The organism is Streptomyces sp. NPDC043861, assembly GCF_056435905.1.
The window spans coordinates 193211-210251 of record NZ_JBWKDP010000015.1 but is presented as its reverse complement, the minus strand read 5'-3'; the positions used below and the strand labels follow the sequence as shown (position 1 = coordinate 210251).

Here is a 17041-nt window from a genome sequence, read left to right as displayed (position 1 = left end):
GGGCGCTGTGGGTGCTCGCCAGGCCACCGTCCTCACCGGCCCCGCTTCGGGCGAGGAGTGGAGCGGGCGGCCCGTTGATCGGTCACACCTGGAGACCAGGCGTCGGTTCCGCAGATCCGGCAGGCAGACCCACGGGCGAGTACGCGACGCTCCGAGAACCCGCAGTACCGCCGAGGCAACCGGGCCCGACGGAAAACCGTCTTCCGGGTCACTCGGATCAAGTTCACCCAGAGGGGTCGATGTGAGGACCTGGCATCGCGTCGCCGCCGGCTTTTCGGCTGCCGCCGCGATCTGCGGATGTCTTGTCGCGGGCCGCGCAGCCTTCGCCCAAGGCGAGGTAATGACAGGGCAGGGCACGGCCGGAGCCGGTAAGCCACCGGCCCGGGCCACAGCGCCCGCCGTCGCGACGGCTGCCGCCCCTGCCCGGCCGGGCGGCAGCCCCGCCGTCAGCTGGAACCGTGACCGGATCGACCAGCGGACGCTGCCGTTGGACGGCCGGATGAAAACCCGCGCCACCGGCGAGGGTGTCACGGTCTACGTCATCGACACCGGACTCGACCTCGGCCACACCCAGTTCAGGAACCGGGCCTCTGCCGGCGCCGACTTCGTCGGCGCGAAGGACAGGGGCGACTGCGCCGACGGAGCGGGAATCGGCCACGGCACCTTCGTAGCGGGTGTCATCGCCGGGTCGACGGTGGGCATCGCGCCCAAGGCCGAGCTGGTGCGAGTGCAGGCCATTGCCTGTGCGGAAGGCGAGGGAGAGGGCGGTGGGGGACAACCGGACCAGGCGCAGACGCAGGACCGCATCGTCCGCGCGGTCGAATGGGTGACAGCCCATGCCAAGCGCCCGGCAGTGGTCAACTTGTCCCTCAACTTCCCCCGCCGGGTGGCGCGCATCGACGCGGCCGTCAAGAAGATGATCGACTCCGGTCTGCCCACCGTCGTCTCCGCCGGAAACGAGGTGACCGACGCGTGCGGTCGTTCGCCTGCGGGTGTACCCGGCGCCGTCGTGGTGGGTGCCTCGACCCGCAAGGACCGGGTCTGGAACGACGGCCGTTGGTCGGGCTCCGGCAAGGGCCGCTGCGTGGACCTCTACGCCCCGGGCGAGAACATCACGTCCGTCTACGCGGGCGGTGGCACCGGACGGTCGAGCGAGACCGCCACGTCGTGGGCCGCGCCCCATGCGACCGGTGTGATCGCCCTCTATCTGTCGAAGCATCCCCGCGCAAAGCCCTCCCAGGTTCACGACTGGATCGGCGCCCGGGCGACGAAGGGCGTACTGAAGGGGGTACCGGCGCGGACAGCCGACAGGCTGCTCCACACCGGCGGGCTCTGACCCGCCCCGTGCGGAGGGTGGCGCAGGTGAGGGCACTGCGCAGACCCGGCCCATGCAGAGGTTCCGGTCGTCGACCGTGCGCAGCACACTCACCCCGGTGCCGACAAGCAGGGACTTCAGGGGCTCTTTCGCGGCGCTAACGGGGACAGTTCCCGCCGTCGTCGAGGAGAATCCGCGACGACAGGTCGACCAGGTCCCGCAGCATCGACACGGAGGCGTCGTCACCGCCCAGACCGTCCAGCAGGCGGTGCGCCTCGTTGCGGCAGGTCTCGACACCCTGACGAAACCTGCGCACAACCCGCGGGGAGAGGAGCAGTTCCGCGAGCTCGGCTCGCGCCGTACCGGAAACCCGCGCTGCGGTGTGCAGCCCGCGGACACGCTCGCCCTCCGCGGGTGAGGACTCCTCCAGGGCGCACGCCAGCAGGTAGGTGACGGTGCCATTGACCATGTCCTCATGCCGGCCGGACAGGATGTCGTCCTGGTCGTTGCAGACCTGCCACAGGATGCCGAAGAGGCGCCCGAACTCTCGCCATCGGTCGACTCGTTCGCACGGTACTCCCGCCAGGGCCGCGGCCATCGCGGTCACCATGGCGAACGGCGCGCCCGACTTGCCCTGGTAGACGGCGACCACCGACCGTCGTGTCACGCCGCCGGCCTGACCCCGCATGTCGACCAACTGCCCCTCGGCCGCGTCGATGCCGGCCAGCACCACCTCGGCCGAGAGGGCCATGCGTATGTCGGAGGAGAGCGGCAGTGACTGGACCACGCGCAACGGGAGCAGCTGCCCGCCCACCACGGAGGCGAGCAGCCCCTCGTGGGGGCCGAGGTTGTCCGGCGCGGCCACACCTCCTCCGTCGGCCAGGTCGTCGAGGTGGCACGCTGCTGCCCACCACAGTTCGTGCACGGCGGCCACCGGTACGGCGGGCCGGGGATCGCCCGTCTCCGCGCCATGGACCAGCAGGGGCAGTCCACCCAAGGGGTACTCGAAGTCCCGTCGCCGCACGAGCTCCCCGACCGCTGTCCGTACCGCGCCCGACGGAGGGCCGAGCCGGCCCAGAGCTGCAGAGATCTCCGCGTCGATGTCCGGCTCGAACACCCTGTACAGGTCCAGGTACGCCGACGGGCTCACTCGTGGGCTCCTGGCAACGATGCGTTCACGATCACGTTTTCGATTCGATCATCTGTCGCATCGGTGGAACCAGGCCAGTTTTCAGCCTGGTCCGCCCCGCGTGGCCGGAAACGGCGCGGGCTGTCTCTCGGGCGGTGGACGGCGGTGCACCGCGGTGCACCGCGGTGGACGCCTGAAGACTTCTCGCCGTGTTGTGTCACCCGTCATCGGTGCACTGTCCCTCGGGTTCACCGCCTGATGGCGAGGTTGTGAACCTCCGCACCGGGCTGCCCGGGTTCACCGGGGCAGGGTGCTATCGGCGCCCCGGACGCACTGTGCCGGGGCCCTGCAGAGCGCGCATTCGTCGGGGATCGGCTGCCGACGCCTGCATGCTGTTCCGAACGGTGTGCGGGGTGTCGTGCCGTAACCCGGCTGTGGGTGATCGCGTTCGCCACCTGAGTCCTTACCCACGGCCCATCCGTACTCCGTGTGCAGCAGTACCTCATGTCCCGGCCGTTCGACCAGAAGAGGAACGAGACCTCGATGCCGTCGCTCTCCGTACCGTCACAGGCTCGCAGCATGCCGTCCGCCCTGGAATCCCTCCACGCGGAAGTACTGCGGCGCAATCCCGGCGAACCCGAGTTCCAGCAGGCGCTCGGTGAGGTGCTGGAATCACTTGGTCCGGTGCTGATCGCCCGCCCGGAGTATCTGGAGGCCGGTCTGCTCGAGCGGCTCGTGGAACCGGAACGGCAGATCATCTTCCGTGTCCCCTGGCAGGACGACTCCGGTGCCACGCACGTCAACCGGGGATTCCGGGTCGAGTTCAACAGTGCGCTGGGGCCGTACAAGGGAGGGCTCCGGTTCCACCCCTCGGTCAATCTGGGAATCGTGAAGTTCCTCGGCTTCGAGCAGATCTTCAAGAACGCACTGACCGAGCTCGGGATCGGCGGCGGCAAGGGCGGCAGCGACTTCGACCCGCGCGGCCGCTCGGATGCCGAAGTGATGCGGTTCTGCCAGTCGTTCATGACCGAACTGCACCGGCATCTCGGCGAGCACACCGACGTCCCGGCCGGGGACATCGGTGTCGGCAGCCGCGAGATCGGCTACCTCTTCGGCCAGTACCGGCGCATCACCAACCGCTGGGAGGCGGGTGTCCTGACGGGCAAGGGTCTCGGATGGGGAGGGTCCCGGATCCGGGCCGAGGCGACCGGTTACGGCAACGTCCTGTTCGCCGCCGAGATGCTGAGGAGACGGGGCGAAGACCTGGAGGGCCGGCAGGTGATCGTGTCCGGATCCGGCAATGTGGCCATCTACTCGATCGAGAAGGCACAGGCACTCGGCGCCCATGTGCTGACCGCATCGGACTCCAGCGGCTTCGTGGTGGACGAGAAGGGGATCGACGTCGGGCTCCTCAAGCAGATCAAGGAGGTCGAACGCGGGCGTGTCAGCGACTATGCGGAGCGCCGCGGGTCCTCGGCGCGGTACGTCCACGGCGGCCGGGTATGGGACGTTCCGGCCGATGTGGCCCTCCCCTCGGCGACGCAGAACGAACTGGACGCCGACGCCGCGCTGACGCTCGTCCGCAACGGGGTGAAGGCCGTCTCCGAGGGAGCGAACATGCCCACCACACCCGAGGCCGTGCGCATCCTCCACGAGGCCGGCGTGCCGTTCGGCCCGGGCAAGGCCGCGAACGCGGGCGGGGTGGCGACCAGCGCGCTCGAGATGCAGCAGAACGCCGTACGGGACCGCTGGAGCTTCGCCGACGTCGAAGCACGGCTGACCGGCATCATGCGGCGCATCCACGACATCACCTACGAGACCGCCGAACGGTACGACGCCCCGGGGAACTACGTGGTGGGAGCGAACATCGCCGGCTTCGAGCGGGTGGCCGACGCGATGAACGCCCAGGGTCTCATCTGACCTCAGCAGGCCCGAGGACCCCCGTCGCCGCACGCCGGCCGGCCGTCGATGCAGGGGCCGCCTCGAAAGGAGGCGGCAGGGCGCCGCGCCGGCCCGGCCGAGGTGGCGGGGGCGGCTGTCAGCGGGCGGGCCGGCAGTGATGCGGACAGCCGCAGGCCCGATTCGCCTTGCACACCACGGAACATCCTCGACCCGGCCCGTCGACCTCCCTCGACGGGCCGGGCGTCCGGGGTGCTGTACGGACCCTCGGCTTGTCCATCAACCATGGGCGGATCGCACCGGCCCACGAACCCCCTCACGGCTGCGGCCCGTTCGTCGGGCCGGGTGTCCGGTCTCAGCCGGGCACCCGGTGGGAGTTGTTGTCGTGGTCGGAGCCGATGGGCGCGTCCTGCTCCTGGGGCGGCGGGCTGAGGGGCAGACAGACTTCGAACCTCGTGTCACCGGGGTGCGATTGCACCCGGATGTCACCGCGGTGCTTGTTGACGACGATCCGGTAGGAGATGTCGAGCCCGAGGCCGGTTCCCTCACCGACCTGCTTGGTCGTGAAGAACGGCTCGAAGATCCGCGGGCGGATCTCGGGCGGGATGCCGTGCCCGGTGTCGCGCACCTCGACAATGATGCGGTCGACGTCGCGCCGGGTCACGAGGGTGAGGGTTCCGGCTCCGTCCATCGCCCCGAGCGCATTGTCGATGAGGTTCGTCCACACCTGGTTGAGCTCGGCGCCGTACGCCGGGATCGGGGGCAGGCCGCGGTCGTAGTGCTTGACCACCTTCACGCCGGACGGGATCTTCGCCTGCAGCATCACCAGTGTGGCGTCGAGGAGTTCATGGACATCGACGGGCTGCTGGGCTGCACGGTCGAGCTGCGAGTACTGGCGTGCGGCGTCCACCAGGCCCGAGATGCGGGTGACCGCGTCCTCGATCTCTCCCATCAGCAGCTCGGTGTCGATGGCGTAGGCGAGCCAGCGCACCGCTGCTTCCCGGTGCTCCTCACCCACCGCCGCTGTGGCCTCGGACAGCCATGGCGCGTCGAGCCCGCCGGCAACGAGTGTGGGTGCGAGGTCCCATCCCCGGCCGATGCCGTGGTCCTCGAGCCAGTCGGCGACTTCGTCCTCGGCGTCGGAAGCCTCGATGGCCGAGAGCGTGCGGTCGGCGTTGGCGCGTGTGATGGCCGCGTCCTGCATGGCAACCAGTTGGTGCAAACGCGTGCCGTCGAGGCGGTCGTCCGCGAGAAGCGCCAGCTTGTGGCGCATGCCCGTCACCCGGCTCCGCAAGGTGTCGGTGGCGCGTACGGCAGCCGCTGCGGGGTTGTTGAGCTCATGGGTGAGACCCGCGGCCAGGGAGCCGAGAGCGACCAGGCGCTCGCGTTCGCCGAGGATCGCGTTGCTGGCGCGGGTGCCGAAGAAGAGGCCTTCGAGCAGATGGAGGGCCATGGGGAACCACTTGCGGATGGCGTGGGCGAACTCGTCCGCGGGCACGACGAAAAACTCGGCGTCGGTGATGGCCATCAGTGTGTTGGGGTAGACCTGGTCCACGCGGTCTCCGAGGTAGGCCTGCGTCGCACCGGCGTAGACGCCGACCTGGTCCGTGCGGCTGACTTCGATGTCGTCGCCGTGGAGCCGGCGCAGAACGGCCACCGTGCCGCCGAGGAGGACGAAGAAGCAGGTCGCCGGCTCACCCTCGGAGTAGACGGGAGCCCCGGCCTGCCGGGTCTCGACCCGGCCGCGCTCGGCGAGCCATTCCAGCTGAGTGCTGTCCAGGGACTCGAAGAGGAACAATGTGCGCAGGTCGGCGGGCGCGAGCGTGAGGGGCTCGCTCTGAGGGTTCATTGCGCCTCCAGGTATCGGTGTACCAAGGAGATGGCCATCGCGCCCTCCCCGACAGCGGAGGCGACGCGTTTGACCGAATCGGCGCGGACGTCTCCGGCCGCGAACACACCGGGCACGCTGGTTTCGAGGTGGTACGGATCCCGGGACAGCGGCCACCCGGCAGGGCGGGTGCCGCCGGTCAGAAGGTCGGGGCCGGTCAGGACGAATCCCCGGGCGTCGCGGGCGATCACGCCGTCAAGCCATTGGGTGGGCGGTTCGGCCCCGATGAAGACGAACAGATGCGATGCGTCGACCGTGGTGAGGGTGTCTGTCCTGTTGTCACGCAGGACCAGACGTTGAAGGTGGTTCCTGCCCTCGCTGCCCGTGACTTCCGTGTGCGGGTGGATCGCGACATTGGCAATGGCCTCGATCTGTTGCACCAGGTAGTGGGACATGGACTGGGTCAGGCCGGCCCCCCGGACCAGAAGATGGACATGGTCGGCGTAGCGGGAGAAGTACACCGCGGCCTGGCCCGCGGAGTTCGCCCCACCGACGATGTACACGTCCTGATTCCGGCAACTGGCAGCCTCGAACGAAGCGGCGCCGTAGTAGACGCCCGCTCCGGTGAACTCGTCCAGTCCCGGACCGTCCAGCCGCCGGTACGAAACCCCGGTGGCGAGCACCACCGTATGGGCGCCGATCGTCGTGTCGTCGCTGAACCGCAGTACACGGCCTGCTCCCGCGGCCTCCAGGGAGACCACCTCACGTGCGGTGAGGATCTCGGCGCCGAAGCGCATGGCCTGTCGGCGGGCGCGGTCCGCCAGCTGGGCCCCCGACACCCCGTCGGGAAACCCGAGATAGTTCTCGATCCGGCTGCTCTGGCCGGCCTGCCCACCCGTCGCGCTGCGTTCCACCAGTACCGTGCGCAGGCCCTCGGAGGCTGCATAGACGGCGGCACCGAGCCCGGCCGGGCCTGCACCGATCACGACCACGTCGTAGAAGTCGGCGGCGGGAGTGGTGGTCAGTCCCACGTGCGCGGCCAGTTCGGCCTCGCTCGGCGCCTGCAGGGTCTTGCCGTCGGCCGTGATCACCAGTGGCACGTCGGACGCGGTGAGCCCGGCGGCTTCCAGCAACCGCATGCCCTCGGGCTCGTCCGCGGCGAGCCAGCGATACGGGACGAGGTTGCGGGCGAGGAACTCCCGTACCGCGAAGGACGGTGCCGACCATCGGTGGCCGACGATGCGGGTCTCGCCCGCTTCCTCATGAGGCTGGGAAGCCCACAGTTCCAGCAGCCCGTCCAGGACCGGGTAGAGGTTCTCCTCCGGCGGGCTCCACGGCTTGAGCAGGTAGTGATCAAGGTCGACGAGGTTGATGGCGTCGATGGCCGCGCCCGTGTCGGCGTACGCAGTCAGCAGCACACGCCTGGCCAGGGGGAAGAGGTCCATGGCCGCCTCGAGGAACTGCACTCCGTTCATCGTCGGCATCCGGTAGTCGGCGATCATCACGGCAAGCGGCTCGCCGCGCAGCTTGACCTCCCGCAGAGCCTCCAGGGCCTCCGCGCCGGAAGGCGCGCGGAGCACCCGGTACCGGTCGCCGTACCGGCGCCGCAGATCGCGGGCGATGGCTCGAGACACGCCCGGATCGTCGTCGACGGTCAGGATTGTCGGCTTGGCCATGCCCTCCATCATGCTCTCCGCCGCGCACGCATGCGACGAGGCCCAGGAGGCGGCGGCCGGGGCCCCACCGACGGGCCGGTGTTCGCCAGGGCGCCCCGGGACTGTCCCCGCGATCATGCCCGGCGCAGACACATGGGACATCCGACTTGATAGGCAAGCCGGTGCTTGCCTATGGTGTGCGTGTGGAAGGCGACGTCTTCAAGGCCCTGGCCGACCCGACCCGCAGAAAGATCCTCGACGAGCTGACCGAGCGGAACGGTCAGACCCTCTTCGAGATCTGCGCGCGGCTTGCGACCAAGCACGGTCTGGGATCATCCCGCCAGGCGATCAGCCAGCACCTCACCGTGCTGGAATCCGCGGGCCTGATCCGGACTCGGCGCGAGGGCCGCTACAAGTTCCACGACCTCACCACCGAACCGCTTGAGCGCATCGCTGCCCGGTGGCTCAAGCCCGATGCACCGGAGACCGGACCATGAGGATCCACCTGTCGAGCGTCTGTGTCGACGACCAGGACAAGGCCCTGCGCTTCTACACGGAGGTGCTGGGGTTCGTGAAGAAGACCGAAGTCCCGCTCGGCGAGTACCGGTGGCTGACCGTGGTCTCGCCCGAGGACCCCGAGGGCACCGAGCTTGTGCTGGAGCCGGACAGCCACCCTGCGGTCAAGCCGTACAAGGAGGCGCTGGTCAAGGACGGCATCCCGTTCACCTCCTTCGCCGTCGACGACGTGCACGCGGAGTACGCCCGCCTGCGCGAGCTGGGGGTGCAGTTCACACAGGAGCCGGTCGAGATGGGACCGGTCACGACAGCGGTGCTGGACGACACCTGTGGCAATCTCATCCAGATCGCCCACACCAACTGAGCCCTCGGGTGCGGTGGCCGGCCGGGATCTGCCTCCACCGCCGTGCCCCGAGCCGGATCACCGACGCCGGGTGGCGACGGTCCCGAGGCGGACGTGGCAGCGCTCGACGTAGCGGGTGGCCACCGAGCGGAGCCGCTCGGGCTTGTCCGCCGCGCGTTCCGCGATGGTGCGCCGCTTGTGCCGGGCGGCTTCTGCCGTCCGCCACCAGGTGCCGCTCGGTCGGCAACCTGCCGCGGGAACGGTCCGGGGCCTCGCCTGCCGGACGGTTTCCGGCAGCCACCGCAGCCGAGGTGCACCTGCACATGAACTGATTTTCCCGCGGCCCCCTTTGAAGGGGCAGGTGGCGCTGGCGGCGGAGATGACGGGTCGGGGGTGCGGAGCCGGCTCCTGAAGGCGGCGCCGCCGGCGATGGTTTCGAGGCTCGCGACGGTCGTGGAAGTCGCCGTGGCCGGAACCGGGCGGCTCCGGACTGCGCCAGGCTGCTGAATGTTCCGACCGTGACTGTGGTGCTACGCATCGTTGTCGACGGCAGGTCGACGGCAGGTCGACGGCAGGTCGATGGCGGGGGTGCCCTGTCCTGCGGATTGCCGGGGACACGTCCGAGGGTGGGGGAGGCCCTTGAGTGTTCAGCTCCCACGGACGGAGCCACGATCGCACCGCGGAGGCGGAGCCACCCCCGGTGGGTGGGAACACCAGGTCCACAGCGACGGAGCCGATGCCGGCCTCACCTTCGCCTGCCGCTTGCTGCCTCCTCCTGCGGCGCCCGCAGGCCGATGAGCAGGACGCACGGCTGGGTCGCATCGATCCGCTGTGGGCGACGGTGAACGGCGCGAACCATGAGCGGGACATCGCGCCCGCGCGCGACTCGCGGTACCCGTCGGCCGTCGCCGGAGCCGGGGACGGCTCCCGTGCAGGACAGCGGTCCGGCGGGGAAAGCCGATCTGGCCGTCGGCCCACGGCCGCAGCCGATGCCGGCCGCCGGCCAAGGAGCGGGACCAGCACGGACCTTCGTCGGCATTCCCGCCCCTACACCGGCTTCGGCTGGGGTTCCACCACAGGAGCGGGCCCGCCCGGAGAGAGGACGGCCTCGCAACGATCGCGAACGTAGTCGTTGTGAGTCGCGATGACGACGGCACATCCCGTGTCACTCATCCCACGGAGGATGTCGACCACCCTGGCGGTGTTGGCCGGGTCCAGGGCGCCGGTGGGCTCGTCGGCCAGCACGAGGGCGGGCTGCTTGACGATGAGCCGGGCGATGGCCACCCGCTGCGACCTGGACGACGGCGGCCGGCGCTGGGGTGGCCGTGCCGACGACAAGGGCACCAGCCGCGATCGCGAGCTTCATGCTGCGCTTGACTCGCACCATCAACTCCTCTCTCCTCAACGGACATGACCGAAAGCTCGCACCAGCGGGGAGTGCGACGGGACATCCCTGCCTCCGTCGCCCCCGCTCCCCGGTGACGCATCCGGTCGGAACACTCGCCGGACCTCACGGGCCAGGCGCTGCAACCACGATGCGCGGCCGACCTTCCACAATCCTTCGAATTGCCTTGAATCTGCTGGTAGAGCCGGTTGTCGGAGAGCTAGCGTTCTTGCCGGAGGGGGTGGCCGAGTGAACATGGAATTCGGCTTACTGGGGAGCGTCGAAGCACGCGTCGGGACTCGTCCGGTCGATCTGGGCCACTCCCGTCAGCGTTGCGTACTGGCGGTGCTGCTGGTGGACGCCAACCGCGAGGTGACGGCCGATCAGCTCGTCGAGCGGGCGTGGGGGGAGCATCCGCCCCAGCGGGCCCGCGGCACGCTCTACAGCTGCCTGTCCCGGCTCCGCAAGGCGCTGGCCGTCGCCCGGGACAACGTACGCGTCGATCACCGGCCCGGTGGCTATGTACTCACCGTCGACCCGATCGCCGTGGACCTGCACCGGTTCCGGACGCTGGTGGAGCAGGCCCGCTCGGCCGATGACGACGATGCCGCCACACTGTATGACCGGGCCTTGCGGTTGTGGCGCGGGGACGCACTCGCCGGTCTGGACACGCCGTGGGTCAACACGCTGTGCGAGACGCTCCACCAAGAACGCCTCGGAGCTGAACTGGATCACTTCGACGTCCAGTTGCGCCAGGGCCGCCACCTGGAGCTGCTGGCCGGGATGGCTTCCCGTGCCGGGCAGCAGCCACTGGACGAGCGATTGGCCGGTCAGCTCATGCTGGCGATGTACCGCAGCGGCCGCGCCGCCGGTGCCCTGACCCACTACCAGCGGCTCCGGGTGCGATTGGCGGAGGAGCTCGGCACCGACCCGGGCCCTGCGCTGCAGCGGCTCCACCAACAGATCCTCGCCGCCGATCCGGAGCTCGCCATGCAGGCCCCGCGCTCCGCAACAGGTTCCGGAGCATGCCTCCCGCACGACGCGGCATCAGTTGCGGACACCGCCCCGGCGGCTTCGGACCTGCCGAACTCCACCAGCCGCAGCGGTCACGCGGACCAGGACGGGGCGAACGGACGGCAGCTCGTCCCCTGTCTGCTTCCCGCCGACCTGCCCCTGATCGTCGGCAGGGCGGACGAGACGGCCGAAGCCCTTCGGCTCCTCGGCCAGGAGAACGCCGGGCCGGAAACCCTGTTGATCACCGGACCGGCCGGCGTCGGCAAGACGGCCTTTGCCGTGCGTACCGGACATCTGCTCGCCTCCCGGTTCCCGGACGGGCAGCTCTATGCGGATCTGAGCGGTTTCGGTGACGAGCCGGCCCAGCCGTTCGCCGTCCTGGGCGCGTTTCTGCGCGCGCTCGGTGTACGGGGCGGGGCGGTGCCCCCGGACCTGACCAGCCGCGTCCATCTCTACCGCTCCTTGCTGGCCCAGCGGCAGACGCTCATCGTCCTGGACAATGCCGCCGATGCGATGCAGGTGACCGACCTGCTGCCCAGCGGCGGGCGCTGCGCCGCCGTCGTCACCAGCCGCACCACACTGGCGGACCTGAGCGGTCGCCGTCTTCCCCTGGGAGTTCTGGACACCGCAGCAGGGTTCGCCCTGTTGCGAGAGATGCTGGGTCCGGAGCGGATCGCCGCGGAGCCCGACTCGGCCCGGTCCATCGTGGAGACCTGCGAGGGCCTTCCCCTTGCGGTGTGGGTTGCCGGAGCGCGACTGGCCGCACGACCGCACTGGCCGCTGGCCAAGGTCGCCCGTGCGCTGGCCGACGAACAGCGCAAGCTGGACGAGCTGGCCGTCGGCCACATCGCCGTACGGGCCAGCCTCGAGCTGACCTACCGTGGCATGGCCCCCGTGGCGCAGCACGCCCTGCGCCTGCTCGCCCTGTTGCCCGGACAGGGCTTCGCTTCCTGGGCACTGGCCGCGTTGCTGGACGCAGGTCTGTCCCGGGCGGAAGCCGTGCTCGACGACCTGGTCGAGGTCCATCTGGTGGAGATCGGGTCGGTGGGCGTCACCGGGTTCCGTTACCGGCTGCACGACCTGGTGCGGGTCCTGGGACGGGAGCGGGCGGAACAGGAGATCTCGCCGAAGGCTCGCAGTGCCGCACTGTCCCGGCTGCTCGGTGCGAGCCTGCATCTCGCCGACCAGGCCGCAGAGACGCTCAGTGTCGACTTCCAGGGCATCTCACAGACCGACCTGGCATCCTGGCAGCTCTCCCCGGCGGACACGGGCCAGCTCCTTGCGGACCCGTTGGCCTGGTTCAACGACGAGCGTCAGTTCCTCATCGACGTGGCGGACCGAGCACTCGACAGAGCAGATGTCGCGCCGGCAGCAGGGCTGGCCACCGCGCTGACGACACTCTTCCAGGTCGGCAGCCACTTCGACGACTGGGAACGGCTCCAGGACCGGGCACTGAAGGCGGCCCTGCACGTCGGGGACAGGTGCAGCGCTGCCAAGGTCCATCGCTGCCTCGGTGAACTCACCACTGTTCTCGACCGGTATCCGGAGGCCCTGGACCACTTCGAGCAGGCCCTGTTGCTCGCCGAGGGGCAGGGCCCTGCCTACCGGGCCAGTGCCATGGCCGGACTCGGGTACGTCCATCGACTGCTCGGTCAGTACTCCTCGGCTGTGCGCCATTTCGAAGATGCCGCCGAGCTGGCCCGATCGGCCGGAAACGTCAACTGCCTGGTCTACTCGGCCAACGGGATCGGTGTCATCGATCTCGAGCAGGGGCGTGTGGAGGCGGCGGTGCGCCGGTTCACGGAGTGCCTGGAGTCGAGCCGAGCGGCGTGCTACCGGCCCGGCGAGGCTCAGGCACTGCGATGCCTGGGCCAGAGCCATCGCGAGCTCGGTGCCTACTCGGCCGCCGCCGACTGCTTCCGGCGAGCAGCATCGATCAGTGACGAGCTCGGCGACCGGCTCGCCGCCACACACGCCACCTGCTGGCTCGGGGACGTCCTGGTGCGACAGGGGGCGGCTGGAGAGGGGCGCCGACTGCTGGCACGGAGCCTTTGGACCTACCGCGAGTTCGGCAACCTGTGGGGCGAGGCGGCGACGCTGTACGCACTTGCGGAGGCGCAACTCGCAGCCGGCCGCCCGGCGCCGGCCCGTCGACGCGCCGAAGCCTCCGTCAGGCTGTTCCGGCAGATCGGCTCCCGGACCTGGCTGGCCGTCGGCCTCGACACCCTGGCCAAGGCATGCGCCTTGGCCGGAGAGCCCGTGGCCGCGGCCCGGGCACACGAGGAGGCCGCGCAGATACGGGCAGTCGGGGACAGCGCCGGTCGATGACCGGGAGCCCGGGGGTGGTGGCCGCCCCGGAGCCGGATACGGTTCGCAGTACCTCCGGGTGGCCGAGGGCGGGGTGGTGCACGCACCGGGCCGGGGGCGGGAGGGGCTCGCCGCCGACCGAGGTTCCGACGTGGCCTCGCCGATCGAGCCGGCAGCCTGGTCGTCGGCCTCGCGTGCTCACGGTTGGGGTCGCAGGAGAAGTTCGCCCGCCAGGTGGATGGCCTCGCGTGTGGTGCGCCCGGGGTGGTCTGCGGCGATGAAGTGGCGGCCGATCGCGAGCGCGAAGGTCAGAGTGCTTCGTGCCTCGACTTCGTCGGGGTCCGTGATGAAGCCGCCGAACATGGCACGAAGGAATTCCATCCGGGCGTTGTCGATCCGCCGCAGCCGCGTCGCGACCGACGGGTCATGACGAGCCCACTCACGGACCGCGAGATCGATCCGGTGCAGGTCGTCCGAGAACGTCAGTTGGCCTGCGCGCCGGACCCTTTCGGCCGGGTCCCCGCCTTCGGACTCGACCTGCTCGAGGATGTCGTTGGTGCAACGACGTTCCCACTCGTCGAGCATCTCGGCGAGCAACGCGGGGCGACCGTCGAAGTACCCGTAGAAGCCGCCCTTCGTCACCCCGATCTCGGCGGCCAACGCCTCTACCCGGACAGCGTCCGGACCGCCCCGGGCGAGGGCGTCGAGTCCCGCTTCGATCCAGCGGCTTCGTGGGGTGCGAGCGATCGGAGGCACCTGCTCACCTGTTCTCAGGGGTGTCGGGTCGTGAAGGTATACGGTACCGTACAGATAAGGTATACGGCTGCGTACAGAACGAGAGGTCCAAGCGTGGCGCGACTCGCGAAGTCCACCTGCACAGAGCATTCGTGGGGCATCCATGAACTCTCCTCCGACTTCGGGGTCGAGGACATGGCTCCATCGCGCCCTTCCGGCGGTTCGTCGTCCGCCCGGCCCTGGCCCGGCAGCGGGAACGAGCCTGGTGCGACCACGACGATCTGCTGCGCGGGGACCGGGGGTCGACGATGAACGCCGGTAAGCGACTGCTGCGTTGGGCGAGCGGGATCATGCTCGTGCTGGGGGCGGGGCATCTCTTGTTGTTGACGCTCTTCGCCTGGGAGGACATCACCGGCTGGGCGGATCGGGGGGTGTGGGCAGCCGTCCCGCTCGCGTTGGCGGACCGGGGTGCCGATCAAACGGTGGACCTTCAGAATCAGGTCGCCTTCTGGGCCGGTCCGGGAAGCTTTGCCGTGCCCCTGATTCTCCTCGGCTGCCTGACATGGCACCTCGCCGGACGCGGCGTGGCCGTGCCCGCCGGGATCGGCTGGGGCCTCGCGGCGTGGTGTCTCGTCGGCGGCGTCCTGCTCGTGCCGTCCCCGTACTTCGCGGGCGTCGTCTCCGGCGCACTCATCATCCTGGCGGCCCGCCGCGAAGTCCGGTCGCGGACAGCCCACGACCGGGGGAACGGCCCGGCGTGATGTCCCCCGTCCGCGAAGGCTGCCGACCGGTCCCGCCGGGCCAGGCCAGGAGTCCGGAGGCCCGCCGGGCAGGCTGACGCCGGCACCGTGCTGCAGGGGTGCCCGTTCGGGCACGGGCGGCGCGCCGTTGCGGTGATGCGCTCGGGTCCTCGTCGGCAGACGGACCCTGGCGACACGGACGACCGCGTCCTCGGACATGGTCGTCGTACGTCGCGCAGCGCCCGCCGACGGCGTCCGCTGGCGCCGGAGGCATGGCGTGACGGCATCCGAGTCCGTTCCGTGCCGGCCGGAAGTGACCGCCGGTGACGCTGAGGGCGGTGCGCTGTGGGGCTGTTGGTGGCGTGCTGCGGGTGTGGGGTGGCGTCGGGGATGCTTGTGCCTGCGCCGGCAGATTTTGGTGGAGTGTTGGTGGAGTTTTGGTGGCGGGGTGCGGTTTCATGGTGGTCGGGCGGGTCTGACGGGTTTCCGTGGTGGGGCGGGATCCGTTGGTGATGTCGGAAGTGTGAGCGGGCGTATTTGTGCGGGTGGATCGGTTGCGTGACGCGTGGATGCTCGCGTTTGCCCGTTGATTGTTGAATCGTCACTGGGGTGGCGCTCAATTAGGTTGTGGGTGTCGGTCGGTGACGCTAGAGTCGATATGATCTTCGGAGCGGCGGGCAGCCTGTTTTCCGGGGTCACAGGGGATGTAAGGACGCAGTAAGTTCGGGAGTCGATCCGGTCTCTGTCTTCTGGGGCCTGGGGTCGGCTCGACGGGGGGACAGTTCACAGTGATGGAAGACTGCTTAGCGCTCGAAATCGCCTGCGCGTCAGGCTCGACCGGGCACGTTCGGCGGTAGCCGCGTGATCGGGAATGTCTTACGGGGGACGGCAGCGAATCGCAGTGCTGCCGGGCTGTTATTGGTGGGGCTCATCGATGCGATGGGAACCGGACTCTATCTGGCTGGATCAGCACTTTTCTTCACCAAGATCGTCGGTCTCAGTGCCGCGCAGGTGGGGTTAGGGCTTTCCGTTGCCGGCGTGCTGGGGATTCTGGGGCCCATTCCCTTCGGCCGGCTGGCCGACAGATGGAGCCCCCGTCTCGTGCTCCTGCTGCTCCACCTGTGCTGTGCGGTGGGTTTCGCCGCCTACGTCTTTGTGGACAGCTTCCTCTCCTTTCTCGTCGTCGCCGGTCTGCTGGGGGTCGCCGAGCAGTCGGCCCGGCCCATGAGCCAGGCGCTGGTCGAGCAGGTGGTCGACGAAGAGCACCGCAGTCAGATGGCGGCGAAGCTTCGCGTCGTCTACAACGTCGGCTATGCGGGCGGTGCGCTGCTCGCCGCTCTTGCCATCCAGGTGGGAACGCGGTCCTCGTTCCTCACCATCATGATCGGTGACGCCGTCTCGTTCGTTCTCTCCGCAACGCTGCTGGCCTTTCTGCGGCTCCGGCCCGTTGACCGGCAGCGCAATGCCAAGGGCACCTCCTCGACCAGGTTCCCTGCGCTGCGCGACGGGTGGTACGCGGCGGCCGCCGGGGTCAACGCACTGCTGTTGCTCCATATGGCGCTGCTCAGCGTGGGAGTCCCGTTGTGGATCACCACCCATACGAGTGCGCCGGACTCGCTGGTGGCCGTCTTCCTCGTGGTCAACACCCTGTTGGCCGTCCTGTTCCAGGTCCGTGTGGCACGAGGTACGGAGAAGGTGACCGAAGGGGTTACGGCGATGCGCCGAGCCAGCGTCGCGCTCGCCCTGTGCTGCGTGTGCTTCGCCGCAGCCGCGTATCTCGACTCCGCGGTGGGTGTGGTGGTCACGCTGCTGATGGGCATCCTTCTGCTCACTTTCGGTGAACTTCTCCAGTCGGCCGGGCAGTGGAGCCTGTCCTTCGGGTTGGCACCCATGCGATCGCGAGTGGAGTACCTCTCCACCTTCCACCTCGGGTCCAGCGCCCAGGTGGCGATCGGCCCCGTCCTGATGACCGTGGGCGTCATCGGCAACGGCACGGCGGGCTGGGCGGTACTTGCTGCGGTCTTCCTCGCAGCGGGCCTCGTGGTCCGGCCGGTGGTGTCGGCGGCGGCGCGGCGACCACAGCTCATCGACCCCAGACCGAGCGAGCCGAGCGCCGTGGAACTGGACGCCCGCTCCTAGCGACGCACGTTCTCCATTGTTTCATCGGTCGTCCGGC

The 17041-nt window shown here is 69.6% G+C and carries 12 protein-coding genes; 7 read left to right on the top strand and 5 right to left on the bottom strand.

Annotated elements, in window-relative coordinates; genetic code table 11:
* The first annotated feature begins 340 nt into the window (after positions 1-340).
* Positions 341-1336, top strand: coding sequence for a S8 family peptidase (locus AC068D_RS29380; RefSeq protein WP_478826114.1), 996 nt, complete (start codon positions 341-343; stop codon positions 1334-1336).
* 136 nt (positions 1337-1472) lie between these two features.
* On the opposite strand, the gene AC068D_RS29375 is transcribed toward AC068D_RS29380, so the two are convergent.
* Entirely contained in the window at positions 1473-2465 is a 993-nt protein-coding gene (locus tag AC068D_RS29375; RefSeq protein WP_478826113.1) for a polyprenyl synthetase family protein, read from the bottom strand.
* Between the two features lie 558 nt (positions 2466-3023).
* On the opposite strand from AC068D_RS29375, the gene gdhA reads away from it, so the two are divergent.
* A complete protein-coding gene (gene gdhA, locus AC068D_RS29370; protein WP_478826134.1) occupies positions 3024-4364 on the top strand; it encodes an NADP-specific glutamate dehydrogenase in 1341 nt (446 codons plus the stop codon).
* 334 nt (positions 4365-4698) lie between these two features.
* Here the strand turns inward: gdhA and AC068D_RS29365 are convergent, their stop codons facing one another.
* On the bottom strand, positions 4699-6192 hold the full coding sequence (locus tag AC068D_RS29365) for an ATP-binding protein (RefSeq protein WP_478826112.1): 1494 nt from the start codon (positions 6190-6192) through the stop codon (positions 4699-4701).
* Positions 6189-7847 carry an NAD(P)/FAD-dependent oxidoreductase gene (locus AC068D_RS29360; protein WP_478826111.1) on the bottom strand — a complete coding sequence of 553 codons (1659 nt, stop codon included), beginning with the start codon at positions 7845-7847 and terminating at the stop codon, positions 6189-6191. Before AC068D_RS29360 ends, AC068D_RS29365 begins: the two co-directional genes overlap by 4 nt.
* Positions 7848-8029: 182 nt before the next feature.
* Here AC068D_RS29360 and AC068D_RS29355 point away from each other — a divergent pair, with 182 nt between their 5' ends.
* Both AC068D_RS29355 and AC068D_RS29350 read left to right on the top strand, forming a co-directional pair.
* Positions 8030-8323 (top strand): ArsR/SmtB family transcription factor, encoded by a 294-nt coding sequence (locus tag AC068D_RS29355; protein WP_478826110.1) that lies wholly within the window; start codon positions 8030-8032, stop codon positions 8321-8323.
* On the top strand, positions 8320-8706 hold the full coding sequence (locus tag AC068D_RS29350) for a VOC family protein (RefSeq protein WP_478826109.1): 387 nt from the start codon (positions 8320-8322) through the stop codon (positions 8704-8706). Before AC068D_RS29355 ends, AC068D_RS29350 begins: the two co-directional genes overlap by 4 nt.
* 1026 nt (positions 8707-9732) lie before the next feature.
* On the opposite strand, the gene AC068D_RS29345 is transcribed toward AC068D_RS29350, so the two are convergent.
* The gene (locus AC068D_RS29345) at positions 9733-9969 is read right to left on the bottom strand and encodes a hypothetical protein (protein ID WP_478826108.1); all 237 of its coding nucleotides are present in this window, start codon (positions 9967-9969) and stop codon (positions 9733-9735) included.
* Positions 9970-10324: 355 nt separating this feature from the next.
* Here AC068D_RS29345 and AC068D_RS29340 point away from each other — a divergent pair, with 355 nt between their 5' ends.
* A complete protein-coding gene (locus tag AC068D_RS29340) occupies positions 10325-13411 on the top strand; it encodes an AfsR/SARP family transcriptional regulator (RefSeq protein WP_478826107.1) in 3087 nt (1028 codons plus the stop codon).
* A gap of 177 nt (positions 13412-13588) precedes the next feature.
* On the opposite strand, the gene AC068D_RS29335 is transcribed toward AC068D_RS29340, so the two are convergent.
* The gene (locus AC068D_RS29335) at positions 13589-14146 is read right to left on the bottom strand and encodes a TetR/AcrR family transcriptional regulator (protein ID WP_478826106.1); all 558 of its coding nucleotides are present in this window, start codon (positions 14144-14146) and stop codon (positions 13589-13591) included.
* Positions 14147-14433: 287 nt separating this feature from the next.
* Here AC068D_RS29335 and AC068D_RS29330 point away from each other — a divergent pair, with 287 nt between their 5' ends.
* A complete protein-coding gene (locus AC068D_RS29330) occupies positions 14434-14886 on the top strand; it encodes a DUF6463 family protein (RefSeq protein WP_478826105.1) in 453 nt (150 codons plus the stop codon).
* 840 nt (positions 14887-15726) lie between these two features.
* The gene (locus AC068D_RS29325) at positions 15727-17004 is read left to right on the top strand and encodes an MFS transporter (RefSeq protein ID WP_478826104.1); all 1278 of its coding nucleotides are present in this window, start codon (positions 15727-15729) and stop codon (positions 17002-17004) included.
* The last annotated feature ends 37 nt before the right edge of the window (positions 17005-17041 follow it).